The sequence below is a fragment of the Cyanobacterium sp. T60_A2020_053 genome (genome assembly GCA_015272165.1).
In the GTDB taxonomy this organism is placed as follows: Bacteria; Cyanobacteriota; Cyanobacteriia; order Cyanobacteriales; family Cyanobacteriaceae; genus Cyanobacterium.
Genome location: JACYMF010000012.1, coordinates 72,688 through 90,022 on the forward strand (window position 1 = coordinate 72,688; position 17,335 = coordinate 90,022).

General features: G+C 38.0%; 19 protein-coding genes and 1 tRNA gene. 13 read left to right on the top strand and 7 right to left on the bottom strand.

The window, feature by feature from the left end:
* Positions 1–50: 50 nt before the first annotated feature.
* A complete protein-coding gene (gene psaM, locus IGQ45_02030) occupies positions 51–146 on the bottom strand; it encodes a photosystem I reaction center subunit XII (GenBank protein MBF2056003.1) in 96 nt (31 codons plus the stop codon).
* A gap of 121 nt (positions 147–267) precedes the next feature.
* Here psaM and IGQ45_02035 point away from each other — a divergent pair, with 121 nt between their 5' ends.
* Positions 268–792 (top strand): ComEA family DNA-binding protein, encoded by a 525-nt coding sequence (locus IGQ45_02035; GenBank protein ID MBF2056004.1) that lies wholly within the window; start codon positions 268–270, stop codon positions 790–792.
* Positions 793–1,174: 382 nt separating this feature from the next.
* Here IGQ45_02035 and IGQ45_02040 read toward each other — a convergent pair whose 3' ends face one another.
* From IGQ45_02040 to IGQ45_02050, 3 genes are all read right to left on the bottom strand, one after another.
* On the bottom strand, positions 1,175–2,326 hold the full coding sequence (locus IGQ45_02040) for an NAD-dependent epimerase/dehydratase family protein (protein ID MBF2056005.1): 1,152 nt from the start codon (positions 2,324–2,326) through the stop codon (positions 1,175–1,177).
* A 248-nt stretch (positions 2,327–2,574) separates the two neighbouring features.
* Entirely contained in the window at positions 2,575–3,156 is a 582-nt protein-coding gene (locus IGQ45_02045) for a DUF2232 domain-containing protein (GenBank protein ID MBF2056006.1), read from the bottom strand.
* 501 nt (positions 3,157–3,657) lie between these two features.
* Positions 3,658–4,026, bottom strand: a complete 369-nt coding sequence (locus IGQ45_02050) for a hypothetical protein (GenBank protein ID MBF2056007.1) — start codon at positions 4,024–4,026, stop codon at positions 3,658–3,660.
* 151 nt (positions 4,027–4,177) lie between these two features.
* Here IGQ45_02050 and IGQ45_02055 point away from each other — a divergent pair, with 151 nt between their 5' ends.
* The 11 genes from IGQ45_02055 to IGQ45_02105 all read left to right on the top strand — a co-directional run bounded on the left by IGQ45_02055 (position 4,178) and on the right by IGQ45_02105 (position 12,673).
* Entirely contained in the window at positions 4,178–5,092 is a 915-nt protein-coding gene (locus IGQ45_02055) for a LysR family transcriptional regulator (protein ID MBF2056008.1), read from the top strand.
* Between the two features lie 263 nt (positions 5,093–5,355).
* Positions 5,356–5,895 (top strand): alpha/beta hydrolase, encoded by a 540-nt coding sequence (locus IGQ45_02060; protein ID MBF2056009.1) that lies wholly within the window; start codon positions 5,356–5,358, stop codon positions 5,893–5,895.
* A 157-nt stretch (positions 5,896–6,052) separates the two neighbouring features.
* The gene (locus IGQ45_02065; protein MBF2056010.1) at positions 6,053–7,207 is read left to right on the top strand and encodes an NDP-sugar synthase; all 1,155 of its coding nucleotides are present in this window, start codon (positions 6,053–6,055) and stop codon (positions 7,205–7,207) included.
* A 411-nt stretch (positions 7,208–7,618) separates the two neighbouring features.
* On the top strand, positions 7,619–8,011 hold the full coding sequence (gene mutT, locus IGQ45_02070) for an 8-oxo-dGTP diphosphatase MutT (GenBank protein ID MBF2056011.1): 393 nt from the start codon (positions 7,619–7,621) through the stop codon (positions 8,009–8,011).
* 74 nt (positions 8,012–8,085) lie between these two features.
* The gene (locus IGQ45_02075) at positions 8,086–8,667 is read left to right on the top strand and encodes a hypothetical protein (protein ID MBF2056012.1); all 582 of its coding nucleotides are present in this window, start codon (positions 8,086–8,088) and stop codon (positions 8,665–8,667) included.
* Between the two features lie 88 nt (positions 8,668–8,755).
* Positions 8,756–9,031 (top strand): hypothetical protein, encoded by a 276-nt coding sequence (locus IGQ45_02080; protein ID MBF2056013.1) that lies wholly within the window; start codon positions 8,756–8,758, stop codon positions 9,029–9,031.
* A gap of 108 nt (positions 9,032–9,139) precedes the next feature.
* A tRNA-Glu gene (locus tag IGQ45_02085) sits at positions 9,140–9,212 on the top strand.
* 210 nt (positions 9,213–9,422) lie between these two features.
* Positions 9,423–10,664 (top strand): VWA domain-containing protein, encoded by a 1,242-nt coding sequence (locus tag IGQ45_02090; GenBank protein MBF2056014.1) that lies wholly within the window; start codon positions 9,423–9,425, stop codon positions 10,662–10,664.
* Between the two features lie 61 nt (positions 10,665–10,725).
* Positions 10,726–10,875, top strand: a complete 150-nt coding sequence (locus IGQ45_02095) for a hypothetical protein (protein ID MBF2056015.1) — start codon at positions 10,726–10,728, stop codon at positions 10,873–10,875.
* A 37-nt stretch (positions 10,876–10,912) separates the two neighbouring features.
* On the top strand, positions 10,913–11,938 hold the full coding sequence (gene pdhA, locus IGQ45_02100) for a pyruvate dehydrogenase (acetyl-transferring) E1 component subunit alpha (GenBank protein MBF2056016.1): 1,026 nt from the start codon (positions 10,913–10,915) through the stop codon (positions 11,936–11,938).
* A 342-nt stretch (positions 11,939–12,280) separates the two neighbouring features.
* Positions 12,281–12,673: an FHA domain-containing protein gene (locus IGQ45_02105; GenBank protein ID MBF2056017.1), complete on the top strand. Its 393-nt coding sequence runs from the start codon at positions 12,281–12,283 to the stop codon at positions 12,671–12,673.
* Here the strand turns inward: IGQ45_02105 and IGQ45_02110 are convergent.
* Together IGQ45_02110 and IGQ45_02115 are read right to left on the bottom strand one after the other, a co-directional pair.
* The gene (locus tag IGQ45_02110; protein MBF2056018.1) at positions 12,663–13,475 is read right to left on the bottom strand and encodes a TlyA family RNA methyltransferase; all 813 of its coding nucleotides are present in this window, start codon (positions 13,473–13,475) and stop codon (positions 12,663–12,665) included. The genes IGQ45_02105 and IGQ45_02110 overlap by 11 nt on opposite strands.
* 117 nt (positions 13,476–13,592) lie before the next feature.
* On the bottom strand, positions 13,593–13,793 hold the full coding sequence (locus tag IGQ45_02115) for a hypothetical protein (GenBank protein ID MBF2056019.1): 201 nt from the start codon (positions 13,791–13,793) through the stop codon (positions 13,593–13,595).
* 386 nt (positions 13,794–14,179) lie between these two features.
* On the opposite strand from IGQ45_02115, the gene ilvB reads away from it, so the two are divergent.
* Positions 14,180–15,952, top strand: a complete 1,773-nt coding sequence (gene ilvB, locus IGQ45_02120; GenBank protein MBF2056020.1) for a biosynthetic-type acetolactate synthase large subunit — start codon at positions 14,180–14,182, stop codon at positions 15,950–15,952.
* Positions 15,953–16,219: 267 nt separating this feature from the next.
* Here ilvB and IGQ45_02125 read toward each other — a convergent pair whose 3' ends face one another.
* Positions 16,220–17,116, bottom strand: a complete 897-nt coding sequence (locus IGQ45_02125; GenBank protein MBF2056021.1) for a Dam family site-specific DNA-(adenine-N6)-methyltransferase — start codon at positions 17,114–17,116, stop codon at positions 16,220–16,222.
* Positions 17,117–17,335: the final 219 nt, after the last annotated feature.

Genomic DNA, 17,335 nt, shown 5'->3' on the forward strand with positions numbered 1-17,335 from the left:
TTTTCTGTTTTCAATACCTGACAGTTTGATTCAATCAAATTAATAAAATTTTATTTATATAATTCGGAAGCTAAACGAAAAGCGAGAATACCGGGTACTAGCGCAATGGCTAAGGCGATAAAAATCTGAGTATCAGAAATTGACATAAAAAAACTCCTTTGATACAAAATTGCTAAAATTAAGCTGAATTACTATTTAATTTGCCTTAATATGGTCAGTTCAGCATAGTTTCTTAATAATTTGCAACACAATTATCACCATATCATCATGATAAATTTTAATGGACGGGGGAGGGCGCTGGTGCGTAAAATCGAAAGTAATCCCTATTATCGTTTTCAAAATGCTGTAGAAATTAACATCGGTGCAAGTTTAGGCATTAAAATTGACGTTAATCAAGCTACGGTTGATGACTGGTTAAGATTACCCGGTATCTCCATTACTCAAGCTCGAAATTTGGTGGAAATGACTACTTCGGGCATACAATTTCTCTGTTTGGAAGATTTAGCTGCGGCACTGGGAGTATCAGTTTCTCGTATTATGTTTTGGCAACCTTTACTCAGTTTTGCTTATTATGATCAAAATAGTTTTCACGAGCCCTCCAAAATTAATCCGAATACTGCAAGTGTTGAACAATTAATGGCTATTCCTAATTTAGATCAAAGTTTAGCTATGGCGATTATTGAGCAAAGACAAAGTATTGGTAACTACCGTAACTTGGTGGATTTACAGCGCCGTTTAAATCTTAAACCTGATTTTGTCTATCATCTGATGTATTATTTTCAGTTTAACTAGGGGTTGCTGAAAAAATTTATTTTGAGTTAAGAAATTTGTAGGTTGGGTTAGCGAAAGCGTAACCCAACAAATTGAATAATTAAGAGAAAATCTCTCGCAAAGACGCAAAGGCGCAAAGTTTTATTGTAAGTAATTATTAGGGTTTGATATAACAAGGGGTTTAAACCCCTTGTCTATATAGGGTTTACTGAATAAACTCAGAAGTATTGATTCATAAGGGCTAAGACATATTACAAGCATCAAAAAGTACGCAAAATCACGCTTTTTTTAGTAAAAATGCAGTTAAAATACAATATTACAGATGCTACACGAGGATAGTAAAACCTCATAATTGTCAATTATCAATTTGCCTTTAGCACTCCAGTTTTTCAGCACCACTTAATTATCTGCGCCAGTTAACTGTGGGTAAAATTTGCTCTAAATTCACTCTTTCTTTATACTTAGTAGCAAAATTAAGCAGAGAATCAAGTAAAGAATCAGATAAATAATGAGGTTGTAAACCTAAATCTAATAACTTAGTATTTTTAGCATTAAAATAATGTTCTTCTAATTCTACTCTAGGATTAGCAAGGTTATTAACTTCTACTTTTAAACCGATGGTGCTTCCTGCTTTTTGTACCAAATTAGCCAAGTCATTAATACTAAATAGTTCAGTAAATTGGTTAAACACTCTAAATTGACCAGCATCAGCAGGGTTAGCGATGGCTAATTCCATACATCTGACGGTGTCTCTGATGTCTAATAGGGCTCTGGTTTGTCCGCCCGTACCATATACTGTGAGAGGATGTCCGATGGCTGCCTGAATACAAAAACGGTTTAATGCTGTACCAAATACGCCGTCATAGTCAAGGCGGTTAACTAATAACTCATCCATGCCTGTTTCTTCGGTTAAAACACCGTAAACGATACCCTGATTTAAGTCAGTAGCGCGAATCCCCCAAACTTTACAAGCAAAATGAATATTATGGCTATCATGAACTTTGCTGAGGTGATAGAAGCTACCGGGTTGCTTGGGATAGGGTAAAACGTCTTTGCGCCCGTTATGTTCGATTTCGATATAACCTTCTTCAATATCGATGTTGGGTGTACCATATTCGCCCATTGTACCTAGTTTAACGAGGTGAGAGTCAGGAAATTCCTCTTTCATGGCGTAGAGGATGTTTAATGTACCCACTACGTTATTAACTTGGGTAAATACAGCGTGTTCACGATCTATCATAGAGTAAGGGGCGCTACGTTGTTCCCCAAAGTGAACGATGGATTCTGGTTCAAAGGTACGAAAGGCGTTAATTAAAAAGTCATAATTGGTGATGTCACCAATGAAAAGCTCAATTTTTTTTCCTGTTAATTCATACCAGCGTTGAATACGGCGCTGGATGGGGGCAATGGGGGTTAATGTTTGTGCGCCTAATTTATCATCCCAGTGACGGCGTGCTAGACTATCTAGGATTGCTACTTCGTATCCTTTATTGGAGAGGTGTAATGCTGTTGCCCATCCGCAGTAACCGTCTCCGCCTATTACTAATGCTTTCATCTTTACAATTTGTTTTATATCAATATTTAGGTTAATTTACCAAGTATTGGTACTGAAAAGATCATTTATGGTGATTTTTTTCTGCTAACATACCAGATTACCATTTTTTGTGGGCTAAACCCTAATGAATTATGAATTATGAATTATGAGTTATGAATTATGGGTTGAACATTGTTCAACCCCTACGTTTTTTCCTTTCTCCCCTTTCTCCCTTCCTCCCTTTCTCCCTTTCTCCCTGTCTCCATCAATTATTCATAATCTAAGATGACTCTCAACCACTGCGGAGGGCGCGGAATGGGGTTTTTCAGTCGATCTAACATTAGCAATGCTACTAAATGTACGGTAAAGCAATAAATCAGACTATTGACGAATACTACAACCAAAATGAGCAGTTGAATGAGGGAGGGCGCTGGTTGTGCTAGAATGCCTAGGCGTAAAAATATCCAATCTGCTAAACCTGTAATTTGATTAACGACATAAAGCCATAAATCTTCTCCGAGAAGAATGGAAAATAACCAAAAACGGAAGAAAAAACCAAAACTACCGATCAAGCTACCCATAAATAAGGATAAATGCCACCCAGCGCCCCTCGCCCATAGCGCCCCAAATTGAATACCCATCAAACCGTAGGGGATAACATATACAATACTGCGGGGAGGACCCATGAGAATGCTTAACAGTAAGCCACAAACAACGGTAGTCATAATTGATGCTCTTTGACCACGTCTAAGATAAACTAAGGCGATAGGTAAAGGATAGAGCATTTTAAGAAAAGGACCTAAGCGAAAATAGTAATCAATTAACCATATCAAACTAGCGGTACTTGCCATAAAAGCCGTTTCCACTAAGGCGATGGTTTCTGGTTTGAATCGATAACCCTTGGTTTTTTGGGGGGTGTGAGTATCGACAGAGGCATTATTAAAATTCTCATCTCCGTCCACCCAATTTTGTTCATCAAAATTATGATTGAAATTAAACAAAGAAAACCAATCCTATTTATATGAGGGGCAATATTTCCCCAAAGTATATCATTTTTTTGGTTGATTATTTTTTCTCAAACGATTTAAGATCGCTACATAGACCCATTGGTTAGAAGTTAAGGTTAAAAGCAAGGTCTCAAAGAGTTTTCAAAGAAAAAGTTTGTTCGATTTTTTATCTCGTCTGGAAATGGTGCAATAATTAATTTTTGCCTCGGTTTTCTTTGTCTTTTGACAATTCCTAAATCTCTATTTTCTGGTGCTGAAAAATATTTAATTAGGTCTTTTGCATTATATTTAGGCTAAAAACCTTAAATATCGTGAAGAAAAAGCGCCCTCCACCGTTTTTTAAAATTATCTTTGAGAATCTTGACGACCTAAAGCATAGACACCACAAGCGATACAAGCAAGAATACCCATACTAATTTCCCAACTTTTACCAAAACCAAAACCGATACATAAATTAGCAATAATACCAAAAATAAAAAAAGGAATAATACTAATTAAAGAAGCCAAAAAAGCATTTTGAGACTCTCGCCCCTTCGCCGTGCGTTCAAATTCCTGCTTGGAAGTATATAAAAAACCCTCCGCAAAATTAAACCATTTTTCTAAACCATCAATAATTTTCTCTCTCAGAGAAGCAAAAGCAAGATACAAAGCCAGTGACCATAAACAGCTACCAGTAATAATTGCAGTGTCCCATGATAAATTAAAAGGAAACATTATTTTTTTATAATAACTTTTGTAATGATTATAAGCTATTGAGTGTTTCCTCACACAGCTTCAATAAATAGTATGAATTGTTACAGATTTTCACACCTCAAAATAGATAGCTTAATAGGTTAAAGATAAAATAAATTAAGTTAGTAGATTAATGAGAATCGAGCAAATTAAGGCATTTATGGCGGTAAGCGAAACCGGCAGTTTCGGACAGGCGGCAAAGCAATGCGGAGTAACTCAATCTACTATCAGTCGTCAGGTTCAAGCCTTAGAAGCTCATTTGAGAACTTCTCTATTTCATCGTCATGCTCAAGCTAAATTAACAGTAGCTGGTGACAAATTACTACCCCATGCTAGGCGTATTTGTCAAGAGTGGGATAAAGTAGAAGAAAAAATCAAAGAACTATTAGAAGGAGAACAACCAGAGTTATGTGTAGCGGCGATTCATTCCGTCTGCGCTTATTTTCTTCCTCCCCTCTTACAGCAATTTTGTCAAAATCATCCAAGGGTACAATTAAGAGTAACCGCTCTAGGCAGTGATCGGGCGCTGAAAGTTTTGCGCGATGGTTTAGTGGATGTGGCTATCGTCATGAATAACAAATATTTAACCGCCACAGGAGAAATGTTGGTTAAGCCTTTATATGAAGAAGTGATACAAGTTTTAGTCGCCAAAAACCATCCTTTGGCAAGTAAAAGTAGTTTGACGGTTAAGGATTTGGCTAGTTATCCCCAAGTTATTTTTAAAGATGGCTATGGAATGCAAAGGATAGTACAAGATTTATTTGCCAGTCACGGCTTTGATTTATTGGTGGCGATGGAATTAAACACTTTAGACGCTTTCCGAGGGGTAATTCGTCAAGGTAATTTAATCGCTTTATTACCTCAGTCTGCATTACAAGAGTCTGTTTTAGACCCTACTTTAGCCATCATACCCATCACCCTTGATTCTGGGTTACCACTAACTAGAGATGTGGTATTAGTGACCACTTGTGATCGTTTAGCAATTCCTACGGTGAAAAATTTTTTTAATTTAATTTATGAACAAAATCAACTAAGATTGAACCAATAAAGATTAGACTTGTTGTGAAATAATGCCTTAAAATACCAGAAAACTTTGCTATATAAATAAAACTTATATTTAGTAAATTTTTTAGTTTTTTTCATTTTGCAATAATTTCAATATTGATATTACCCAAGCCATTTGGTAAAAAATTTCTTTTTCTCCTGACCATTAGCTATTTTGTTTTTGAGTTGCTTTTTCGTACTGTTGAAACCTTATTTAATTAGTTTCGTCCATGATCATAAAATGGTGGGAATAGAAATTACTAAGTTATGACAAAAAAACAGTGGCAAATTTTAACCTTAATGACTATTAGTGTTTTAACAGTTATAGGGATTAATACTGAGGTGATGGGCGCTGAAGATGTAGTGATTCGCTGTGGCTCGTTTCGCATGGGCATTTCTCATAAGGATATAGTTACTTTTGCAGAAACAGGGAAAAAATCTGGTAACCTCGAAATTTATTTTAATGCCACAAAACAAGACCCTAAAATAATGCAGAGAGTATTAAAACAAAATATTCCTGTTGATGGTGTGATGCTTTCTAAGGTTCTTAACCACTCTTGGAGTTCATTTTTACTTAATCCGTTAGCCGAAGTTATTACTACTCCTTCGGATAGTGCTAGTATGCAATCTTTGCGAGGCGCATTAGTTCTTTCTGCTTTAAATGATAATCAATTAAGCATTCTGGAAATTATCGAGAATTATCCTACCGCAGAAGTACATTTACAGGGTGATAAAATTTTAGAAACTTACCAAACTTTAGAAAATATTATGGGCAGTATTGGTAAGTGGGGCAAGGAGGAAAAGTAAGTAGTGAGGGCAAATTAGCAATTGACAATGGATAGTGGACAATTATCAGGTTTTACTGTTTATCAATTATCAATTAATTTAATTGCTTAAAAAATGGTAACATTTGAGTTTAAACCGATGGTTATTTGGTCTTTGATTTATTTTTAAAATATCTATTATGAAAGCAATGATTTTGGCGGCTGGAAAGGGTACTCGTGTTCGTCCTATTACCCATACCATCCCTAAACCCCTTATTCCTATTTTACAAAAACCTGTAATGGAGTTTTTGTTAGAACTTTTAAGGCAACATGGTTTTGATCAAGTAATGGTGAATGTGAGTCATCTGGCGGAAGAAATTGAAAGTTATTTTCGTGATGGGCAAAGATTTGGTGTTGAAATCGGTTATTCTTTTGAAGGTAGTATTGTTGATGGTGAGTTGCAAGGGGAGGCTTTAGGATCAGCTGGAGGTATTAAACGGATTCAGCAATTTAATCCTTTTTTTGATGATACTTTTGTGGTACTTTGTGGCGATGCTTTAATTGATCTTGATTTAACTGCGGTGGTCAAAAAACATAAGGAGATGGGCTCTATTGCCACGGTCGTGACAAAAACTGTACCGAAGGATTCGGTTTCTAGTTATGGGGTAGTTGTTACTGATGAGACGGGTAAAATTTTAACTTTTCAAGAAAAGCCTGCGGTAGAAGAAGCTTTAAGTACGGAAATTAATACAGGGATTTATATTTTTGAGCCAGAAGTAATTGATTATATTCCTCCGAATCAAAAATATGATATTGGGGGTGAATTATTCCCTCGTTTGGTTGAGTTGGGATTGCCATTTTATGCTATCAACATGGAGTTTGAATGGGTTGATATTGGTAAAGTACCGGATTATTGGGAGGCGGTAAGGGGGGTATTATCGGGGGATATTAAAAATGTTCAAATTCCGGGTAAGGAAGTTAAACCGGGTATTTATACAGGGCTTAATGTGGCTGTAGATTGGGATCAAGTGGATATAACTGGACCTGTTTATATTGGCGCCATGACTCGCATTGAAAATGGAGCAAAAATTATTGGTCCGAGCATGATTGGTCCTAATTGTTGGATTTGTGAGGGTGCTACGGTGGATAATAGCGTCATTTTTGAGTATTCTCGTTTAGGTGGTGGTATTCGTTTGGTGGATAAGCTAGTATTCGGGCGCTATTGCGTGGATAAAACTGGTACTGCTATTGATGTGAAGGAGGCGGCTATCGATTGGTTAATTACCGATGCTCGGCAATACTCTACCACTTCAGCCGCCACGAGTAAAGTAATTTCGGAGTTAATTAGTAACTGATGTTACGCAAAATATAGAATTAATTGTTGGTGTCAGGTGTCGGGTGTCAGGTATTAGGTTAAAGAATTGACAAGAAACTTATGTTTATTGATCTTTTTGTTGTACAAGAGTCTATGGAGGGAAGGGTTTTAAACCTGAAACCTGCTACCTGCTACCTGAAACCTCCCTTAACATTTGAATCAGTGCGTAACGTCAGTTATATAATATCTTGTCTCTTCCGTTACCACTAACATATCTGAATAAATCTCTATTCGTTCTGATTCCACTTTTATTAATGTTTTTAGCCCTGGCCAGAGCCTCTAATATTCTTAATCAAGCTGAATTTTGCTCAAACTAATTTATAGTTTTATTTAATATTCCTCCGTCTTTTGAATCTAATAATTCTATTGAAAATTACATTATATTTTCTTTATGACATATCCTCAAAAACGAATCTCTGTAGCGGTAATTATTGACGATAGTCATAATATACTGATAGACCAGCGCCCGCCCCACGACTCGATGGGGGGTTATTGGGAATTTCCGGGCGGTAAAATAGAAGAGGGAGAAACCCCCGAAGATTGTGTAATTAGAGAAATCAAAGAAGAATTAGGGGTTGATATTGTGATAGATAGTCACCTCATGGATATTAACCATAATTACCCCGAGTTTACCTTAACTTTGATGGTGTTTAAATGTCATATCATTGCTGGTAATCCTCAGCCGTTGGAATCCGTTGAAGTGCGCTGGGTTACACCTAGCGAGTTAACTAATTTTCAGTTTCCTGAAGCTAATCAAGCCATTATTGACTTACTACAAAATTAATTAAAAATTCCTTGTGATAGAATGAAGGCGATTTTAACAAAATTTAACAATTATTCTTTTTTCCGATCTTCATCATGTCACCCAGTAAAATTACCAACCCTTTCCTAATCATTATTTTCTGTAGTTTTTTGGGGGGATGTTTCTCAAATCAAGAAACAGAAGCACAAGAAGAAAGAGGACAAACCAGAGCCCGTCTCCCCTCCGTGGACGTTATTAGAGTAGAAAATGCCACCGCCACCCCCAGTCGAGAATATATTGGTAATACTGCGCCCCAAAGTGAAATAATATTAAGGTCTCAAGCCGAAGGACAACTATTAAACTTAGCCGTTAATGTAGGAGATAGAGTGAGCCAAGGGCAAATTATTGGACAACTAGATGATACTATCCTACAATCAGCAGTGACACGCTCTGAAGGGGAGTTGAGGGCGCTGGAAGCCGATTTGGCGCGCGCTATGGCGCAAATTAACGATAGCAAAACTGCCGTAGAATCAGCAAGAGCAGAGTTACAACAAGCTCAGACAGATGCAGATAGACTAGAACAATTATACCAAGAAGGTGCAGTGCCTCGCCGAGAAGTAGAAGTAGCCAAAACCTTAGAAAATACAGCCATACAAGCAGTCGCATCCGCACCAAACTTTAACAGGGCAAATCAATAATATTTCCCCTATCGCCAACACCAGCGCCCGTCAAATCCCCATCGAAATTATCGTTAACAACTCCAATCAAAGCATTAGTGGCGGATTATTGGCCAGAGTTAGTCTTCAGTCAGGGGGGAGTGCGCCCATCACCATTCCTCAAACCGCCCTAGAAATTGACGGCAATGACAGCACCGTTTTTATTCTTAGCCAAAATGGCGAAAATCCTCAAGTTACTCTCCGTAACGTTACCATCGGCGAAACCGAAAATGGTCAAGTGGAAATTTTACAAGGATTACAACCTACAGAAAGATTAGTTGTCAGAAGTAATCAACCCCTTGAAGATCAACAAAACGTTAACTTGAGCGTCATTTCTGAGCCGTAAAAATATTTTCTCCACAAACCATAAATTCCTTGACACTTTAAAAAAAAATGGTTATATTATTAAGTGTGCGTTATGTAAGATTAATTCAAAAAAACACGCAAAACCTAAGCCCCCATCGTCTAGAGGCCTAGGACACCTCCCTTTCACGGAGGCGACAGGGATTCGAATTCCCTTGGGGGTATATAAGCAAAAAGACATTCTGAAAAGGGTGTTTTTTTTGTGCGCAATTGATTTGTCTCTCCCAAAGGTTTTCAAGGGGCAAAGTTAAAAGGGGAAGGGGCAAAGGTTTTAATTTATTCAGCGCCCCCTAATTATTAATAATTCATTAAAGAACAGCACCCTTCACCGTTATTCATGTCCATAATAGAGTTGACTAATCTGGGGAATAACCATGAAACCATTAATAGAAGTAGAATTAAACGATACCAGTATATCCTCTGAAAATACTAGCACCCAACGACAATTAGGGGTAAGTATCAAAGCAGTAAAAGATCAGGAAATCAATCGCTTACCCCTTAATATTTGCCTTATTTTAGATCGTAGTGGTTCAATGGTGGGAAAACCCTTAGAGAATGTTAAACAGGCGGTGGGCGCCTTTGTCGATAAGTTAACCGCCGATGATACTATTTCTATTATTGCCTTTAACCATGAAGCTCAAGTGATTGTTAGTAATCAAAATGTTACCAACAAAGAAGCCATCAAAAATAGTATTATCTCATTGAGTGCCGATGGTGGCACAGCCATTGACGAAGGTATGAGATTAGGTATCCAAGAAATTAATAAGGGTAAAGATAAGCGTATTTCTCAAATTCTTTTGTTAACAGACGGAGAAAATGAGCATGGGGATAACGGGCGCTGTTTAAAATTGGCACAACTAGCCTCAGAATATAACATTACCATCAACACCATGGGATTTGGTAATAATTGGAATCAAAAAGTATTAGAAACCATTAGCGATATTGCCAATGGTAGTTTAAGTCATATCGAATTTGCCGATCAAGCTACCCAAGAATTTCAAAAACTTTTAGCAAGAATGGAATCCGTCGGGTTAACCAATGCTTATTTATTACTAGAATTAGCGGAAGATGTGCGCCTAGCGGAATTGAAACCCATCGCCCAAGTAGCGCCCGAAACCGTAGAATTACACCCCCAAAGAGATGAAAATAATTTGCAAAAATTTACCATCAGATTAGGGGATTTAATGACTCAAGAGAGAATCATTTTAACTAATCTTTATTTAGGTAAATTATCGTTAGGTAATCAGTCTGTGGCTACGGTGCAAGTGCGTTACGATAATGTCAGAGGGGAAACCATGTTTTCGGAAGTGATACCCGTCAATATTCAAGTACAAGCACAATATCAGCCCCAAGTCAACTCTCAGATTCAAAAATCAGTATTAACCCTTGCTAAATATCGTCAAACTCAGTTAGCCCAAGAAAAATTAGAACAAGGAGACTCTTTCGCTGCCGCCACTTTATTACAAACTGCCGCTAAAACCGCCATTCAATTAGGAGATGAGACGGGCGCTACTATCCTACAAACCAGTGCCACTAGGTTACAGGGGGGGGCGCAGTTATCTAATGCAGAGAAGAAAAAAACTCAGATGGCAGCTAAAACAACTATTCAACTTTAATTAAAAGGGCAAAGGTTGAGTGAATTATGAATTATGAATTATGAATTATGAATTATGAATTATGAATTATGATCTCCCCTCTGCCTCCCCTGCCTCCCCTGCTTCCTCTGCTTCCTCTGCTTCCTCTGCCTCCCCTGCCTCCCCTGCCTCCCCTGCTTCCTCTGCCTCCCCTGCCTCCCCTGCTTCCTCTGCTTCCTCTGCCCCTAAGTAAGGTAAGATTGAGATTGACTAAAATATTGTAAAAAAATATGGCAGAAGAAAGACAGCTACCCAAATTTGATCACTCTACGGTTAAAATCAGTAAAGAAGAAAGTCTGAAATATTACGAAGATATGGTGCTAGGGCGCTTGTTTGAAGACAAATGCGCGGAAATGTACTATCGGGGCAAAATGTTCGGTTTCGTCCATCTCTACAACGGACAGGAGGCTGTTTCTAGTGGTATAGTCAAATCCTTACGTAATGGAGAAGATTACGTTTGTAGTACCTATAGAGATCACGTTCATGCCCTTAGTAGCGGTGTTCCAGCCAAGGAGGTAATGGCGGAGTTATTCGGCAAGTCCACCGGTTGCAGTAAGGGGCGCGGTGGTTCCATGCACATGTTTTCGGCACAACATCGTCTTTTAGGTGGTTATGCTTTCGTGGCTGAGGGTATCCCCGTGGCGACGGGCGCTGCTTATCAAAGTATGTACCGCCGTTTAGCTTTGGGGGATGAAAGTTCGGATCAGGTAACAGTTTGTTTTTTTGGCGATGGCGCCAGTAATAATGGTCAGTTTTTTGAATGTCTAAACATGGCGGCGCTGTGGAAGTTGCCGGTTATTTATGTGGTGGAAAATAATAAATGGGCCATTGGTATGGCTCATGATCGCGCTACTTCTCAGCCTGAAATTTATAAAAAAGCTAGTGTTTTTAGCATGGAAGGCTATGAAGTTGACGGTATGGACTTGTTGGCAGTTAGGGATGTGGCACAAAAAGCCATTGCCAGGGCGCGCGCCGGGGAAGGTCCTACTCTTATTGAAGCATTAACTTATCGTTTTCGTGGTCATTCTTTAGCTGATCCTGATGAATTAAGGGATGCACAGGAAAAAGAGTTTTGGAATGCCAGAGACCCTATTAAGAAATTTGCCAGTTATTTGACGGAAAATAACATCGTTTCTCAGGCTGAATTGGATGCCGTGGATAAAAAAGTCATGGCTGATATTGATGAAGCGGTGAAGTTTGCAGAGGAAAGCCCTGAACCTCAGCCCAGTGAATTATACGATTATATTTTTGCTTAATTTTTTATCAGCAGGGTTTTAAACCGTTTGTTTAATAAAACTTTATTCATGATGGGTTGAATACTATTCAACCCTCACAAAACCTAAAATCCTAAGTTAGTTTGCATTTAAATTGATGAAAACTAGGAATTGTTAAAAAGCTATGATTATGATCAAACTTTTGATTTATCAACCTTTCTACTATCCACTTCCCACTAATAGTGTCCGTAAAAACACTTAATGATTGTTGATGTGATTAGGAGCAAGATCGGGTAGGATAAATAAGTATAGTGACTATAGTTGTTAAAATAGCCCTCGTTAACGTATAACTATATAAAAAATACTCAACCAGATGAAATGTCGGTGATTACCCTAACTCTTTTACACCCTCTCAAATCAATCCCTGTTCAAAAGTGGAATTTTGAACCTAACACTGTGGTTAGAATTGGACGAGCTAATGATAATGATGTAGTGTTATATAGTGCGGTGGTTTCTCGTCATCACATGGAAATTAGACCGAGGGGCGCTGATTGGGCATTAGTGAGTTTGGGGTCGAATGGTACTTTTGTTAATGGCAGAAAAATTAACAAGGTTTTAGTGCGAGATGGTATGGTAGTTCGTTTGGCAAGTTCTGGTCCCAAGATTATGATTCAATTAAAAGACGAGGGAGTTAGTGTTGTCAGTGCTGAGGCTCAAAATCCAGAACACAACCCCATCACTAGCAAAAATATCTCTAAAGAAACGGTTATGAATTAAGTTTTTCTTGAGCTTCTTGGGCAAGGGCGCTGAATAATTCTAAGGGAGGAATCTCGTTGCTATTTCCCTGTTTTAACCATAGTAAATACTCTATATTACCAGCCGGTCCAGTGATGGGGGAATATGTCACCCCTTGATATTGCCATCCTAATTTAATGGCGTGGTGCATGACATTTTCCAGCGCCCCTGCCTGTAATTCTACTTCTCTGACTACGCCATTTTTACCAACTTTACCTTTGCCCACTTCAAATTGTGGTTTCACTAATAATATAACTTCTCTGGGTTCTAATAATAATTGCCAGAGATTATCTAATACTTTGGTGAGAGAAATAAAAGATAAATCCATAACACCGAGGGAGGGCGCTGGATTTTCTCCATACAAATCAGCAAAACTAAGATGACGAAAATTAGTTCTTTCCCTTAAAACGACTCGCTCATCCTGTCGCAGTTGCCAAGCCACTTGCCCATAACCCACATCTACACCATAAACTAATTTTGCTCCTTTTTGTAATAGACAATCGGTAAATCCTCCCGTGGAAATACCGCCGTCAAGACATATTTTATCAACTACATCAATATTAAAATAATCCAGCGCCCGTATCAATTTTTCGCCACCTCGGGAGACGAAGGGCGCTTGGGCTTTTACCTCAATAGCCACATCCACGGAGAATAATGTCCCCGGTTTATCCACAACGTGACCTTTTACCTTTACTTTTCCCGCTCTGATCAATTTTTGAGCTAAGGCACGAGATTCGCAAAGATTTTGCTGAGTTAATAAAATATCTAATCTTTCTTTTGACAAATTTTTTTCGATTTTAAAATTATTAATTAACAAAATTCGGGATTTTAGCCCGAAATACTGTTCTAAATAGAGAATTCATAACTCATAATTCATAATTCATAACTCATAATTCATAATTCATAATTCATCAGGAATAACCCATTTTGGAGGCTCAGTTAATTTTTTTTGGCGTGCGATTTCTGCCATTTCTAGCATTTTATCTAAAGAGGTATTTTGTAAAAATTTAGTAGTTTCTTGGGCATATTCTCGATTGGGACATTTTTCGCCTAAAATACAACCATTAACACATTCAACCTGACAATTTACTTCTCTATTCATAATCTGTTAATTGCTATTTGCTCCTCAAGCTCTAATTATGCCATAATGTTAGCCCTGTTTAAAATCAATTATTTTTTAAATATAGTATCTTCACCTTACATCCACCGTGTAATGAATTACACGGCTTGTGAGATTACGTTCAATAAATTGAATTAAGATTATTTAATAAATTTTTATTGCCTATTGTCTAACCTAATCAACCATTTATATACTAAAAGGAAAAAAGTTTTTTAATTGTTTGTGTTTATTTTCTTATGAATCATTTAGGATTGCTATAAAAATGAAAAAACAAAATGTAACAAATCGACAAAAAGACGTTACAAGATACTACTGGGAGCTATAAAATAAGAAGATATGTAATCAAAGACACAAATAAAATAACTTCTATGGTAGCTTCTAACATTTCCCCAGTAAAACTGTCCCCAGAAATAGCGCCCATCACCGCCACCGGAGCATTTGCCTTAATGGATAGCCTTTGTCGTCATGGGGTAGAACATATTTTCGGTTATCCGGGTGGAGCAATTTTGCCGATCTATGATGAATTATATCGTTTTGAAGCCCAAGGAAAATTAAAACATATCTTAGTTAGACATGAACAGGGCGCGGCTCATGCTGCCGATGGTTACGCGCGCGCTACGGGTAAAGTCGGGGTATGTTTTGGGACATCTGGGCCGGGTGCTACTAATCTGGTTACGGGCATCGCTACGGCGCACATGGACTCTATTCCTATGGTCATCATCACAGGACAAGTGCCTCGTGCTGCCATCGGTTCAGATGCGTTTCAAGAAACCGATATTTATGGGATTACCCTACCTATTGTGAAGCATTCCTATGTAGCGCGCCATGCCCGTGATATTGCATGGATTCTCGCTGAAGCCTTCCACATTGCTAGTACTGGGCGCCCAGGTCCTGTATTGGTGGACATTCCCAAGGATGTGGGCTTAGAAGAGTGTGATTATGTGCCTGTTAACCCCGGTGATGTCAAATTAGCTAGTTATCGCCCTACCGTTAAGGGTAATCCTCGCCAAATTAACGCTGCCATTGATTTGATTACCAGCGCCCGTCGCCCTTTATTATACGTTGGGGGGGGAGCAATTTTAGCTAATGCCCATGAAGAAATTAAAGCCTTAGCTCAACGTTTTCAAATTCCTGTCACCACTACTTTGATGGGATTGGGAGCTTTTGATGAACATGATCCCCTTTCTGTTAGTATGTTGGGGATGCACGGCACCGCTTACGCTAATTTTGCTGTTACTGCTTGTGATTTATTGATTGCCGTTGGCGCGCGCTTTGATGACCGAGTTACGGGTAAATTAGATGAATTTGCCTCGAAAGCAAAAGTAATACATATCGATATTGATCCGGCGGAAGTAGGTAAAAACCGTCGCCCAGATGTGCCGATTGTTGGTGACGTGCGCCAAGTTTTAAGACAAATTCTCCATCGCATTGATGATTTAGACTTATCCACCGAAACCGATACTGGTGAATGGTTAGCTACCATTGCACAATGGAAAAATGATTATCCCCTCGAAGTGCCTCACCCTGAAAATGCTCTTTCCCCTCAAGAAGTCATTGTGGAAATTGCCAATCAAGCGCCCCTCGCCTGTTATACTACAGATGTAGGACAACATCAAATGTGGTCAGCTCAATTCTTGAAAACAGGTCCACGCCGTTGGATTTCTAGTGCTGGTTTGGGTACCATGGGCTATGGTTTACCTGCGGCTATGGGCGCTAAAGTCGCTTTACCTGATGAAGAAGTTGTTTGTATTAGTGGCGACGCTAGTTTCCAAATGAATTTACAGGAATTGGCAACCCTCGCTCAATATAACATCAAGGTTAAAACCGTTATTATTAACAACGGTTGGCAGGGTATGGTAAGACAATGGCAGGAAACTTTTTACGGTGAGCGTTATTCTTCTTCTAATATGACGACTGGAATGCCTGATTTTAAATTACTGGCCCAAGCCTTCGGAGTTAAAGGAATGGTAGTTGATACCCGTGAAGAGTTGGAGGGCGCTGTTGCTGAGATGTTAGCGCACGATGGACCAGTTTTAATGGATGTGAGAGTTAAAGCCAATGAAAACTGTTATCCGATGGTAGCGCCAGGTAAAGGTAACTATGATATGTTAGGTTTACCGAAAGAAGCTCCCAAGTTTTAACTTTTCTCAGAATTTTTAGAAAAAATTACTCCCCTCTCCTGTGGGAGCAGGGCGTTTTCATTCTCAAAAATGTTAGTTTCTCAAACTAGCCAATAATCTGAAATTCAGAGGTTTTTAACTACTAATAAATCAATTAATAGTAAAAAATCCTCCTGTCTCCCTGTCAACCTGTCTTCTTGTCAAAAGCAAATCAATTTTGATGCGGACTTTGCAAAAACCCTGCTGTGGGAGAGGGGTTGGGGGTGAGGACAAAGCATTTTAATAAAGTTAAAAATTGGTAATAATTAACTCAAAAACTTCCCCCCTTTTATCTCCCTGAGAATTAATACTTCTTCTCGCTTTGACTCTTTTAATCTTATATTGTTGATATAATTCATCAAAAAAATTATTACAACTATCGTAATTTTTGACATCGGAATTACTAAGAATGAAATAATGATTATTTTTATTAATTTCGTCACAAAAAAGTTTAAGTCTTATTTGCTCTTGATCATTAAACATTCCCTGAGAATATGACGTAAAAGAAGAAGTTAGCTTTATAGGTTTATAAGGAGGGTCTAAATAGAATAAACTAGGAGAAACAGCGCCCTCCAAGGTTTCTTGAAAATCACCATTTAAAATATTAACCCTTTGTAAAAACTGATGAACAGATGATAAATTATCAATATCGCAAATAGTTGGTTTTAGGTATTTACCAAAAGGAACATTAAACTTACCTTGCTTATTTACTCGATATAAACCATTAAAACAAGTTTTATTTAAAAAAATTAATAAAGCTATTTTAATGAGCTGATCTTCACTACTAAAATTAAAAACTTTTCTTTTTTCAAGATAGAAAACTCGTTTTTCCTCTAAAGTATTCAAACTATAATAACTGCTTTGTATATCTAGTAATAAATCAATTAATTGTAAGTGATTTTTTTGTATAGCTTTATAAGCATTAACTAAAACTCTATTAATATCATTAATGATGAAATTTTCAATATTAGTGACATTATTTAAAACATGAAATAATATTGCACCACCACCCACAAATGGTTCGATATAAGTTAAATTTTTGTTTGTTTTCTGAACAACTTGACCAATTAATTGATCAATCTCATTAACTAGCTGTGATTTTCCCCCCACCCATTTAAGAAAAGGTTTTGATTTAGGTAAAGCCATAACTTCTGATGAGGACTGTAAATGAAAAAAAATCTTTGTGCCTTTGCGAGATATTAAAAGAGCAAAGGTAAAATGAACTACGCATTTCCGCTACGCTGAGAAATGCGTTTCTGACGCTTCTTCGCCCCAAGTTGCCTCATGCTTCCGCACTCAGTAGAGCTTGGCGACTCTGCGTCTAAAGAGGCACGTTCCATACCCCTGATATAGTTTTCTATGACC

Excerpts from the sequence above, each read along its gene's own strand:
- psaM (MBF2056003.1), bottom strand. The coding sequence starts at position 146 with ATGTCAATTTCTGATACTCAGATTTTTATCGCCTTAGCCATTGCGCTA.
- IGQ45_02035 (MBF2056004.1), top strand. The coding sequence starts at position 268 with ATGATAAATTTTAATGGACGGGGGAGGGCGCTGGTGCGTAAAATCGAA.
- IGQ45_02040 (MBF2056005.1), bottom strand. The coding sequence starts at position 2,326 with ATGAAAGCATTAGTAATAGGCGGAGACGGTTACTGCGGATGGGCAACA.
- IGQ45_02045 (MBF2056006.1), bottom strand. The coding sequence starts at position 3,156 with ATGGCAAGTACCGCTAGTTTGATATGGTTAATTGATTACTATTTTCGC.
- IGQ45_02050 (MBF2056007.1), bottom strand. The coding sequence starts at position 4,026 with ATGTTTCCTTTTAATTTATCATGGGACACTGCAATTATTACTGGTAGC.
- IGQ45_02055 (MBF2056008.1), top strand. The coding sequence starts at position 4,178 with ATGAGAATCGAGCAAATTAAGGCATTTATGGCGGTAAGCGAAACCGGC.
- IGQ45_02060 (MBF2056009.1), top strand. The coding sequence starts at position 5,356 with ATGACAAAAAAACAGTGGCAAATTTTAACCTTAATGACTATTAGTGTT.
- IGQ45_02065 (MBF2056010.1), top strand. The coding sequence starts at position 6,053 with ATGAAAGCAATGATTTTGGCGGCTGGAAAGGGTACTCGTGTTCGTCCT.
- mutT (MBF2056011.1), top strand. The coding sequence starts at position 7,619 with ATGACATATCCTCAAAAACGAATCTCTGTAGCGGTAATTATTGACGAT.
- IGQ45_02075 (MBF2056012.1), top strand. The coding sequence starts at position 8,086 with ATGTCACCCAGTAAAATTACCAACCCTTTCCTAATCATTATTTTCTGT.
- IGQ45_02090 (MBF2056014.1), top strand. The coding sequence starts at position 9,423 with ATGAAACCATTAATAGAAGTAGAATTAAACGATACCAGTATATCCTCT.
- IGQ45_02095 (MBF2056015.1), top strand. The coding sequence starts at position 10,726 with ATGAATTATGATCTCCCCTCTGCCTCCCCTGCCTCCCCTGCTTCCTCT.
- pdhA (MBF2056016.1), top strand. The coding sequence starts at position 10,913 with ATGGCAGAAGAAAGACAGCTACCCAAATTTGATCACTCTACGGTTAAA.
- IGQ45_02115 (MBF2056019.1), bottom strand. The coding sequence starts at position 13,793 with ATGAATAGAGAAGTAAATTGTCAGGTTGAATGTGTTAATGGTTGTATT.
- ilvB (MBF2056020.1), top strand. The coding sequence starts at position 14,180 with ATGGTAGCTTCTAACATTTCCCCAGTAAAACTGTCCCCAGAAATAGCG.
- IGQ45_02125 (MBF2056021.1), bottom strand. The coding sequence starts at position 17,116 with ATGGCTTTACCTAAATCAAAACCTTTTCTTAAATGGGTGGGGGGAAAA.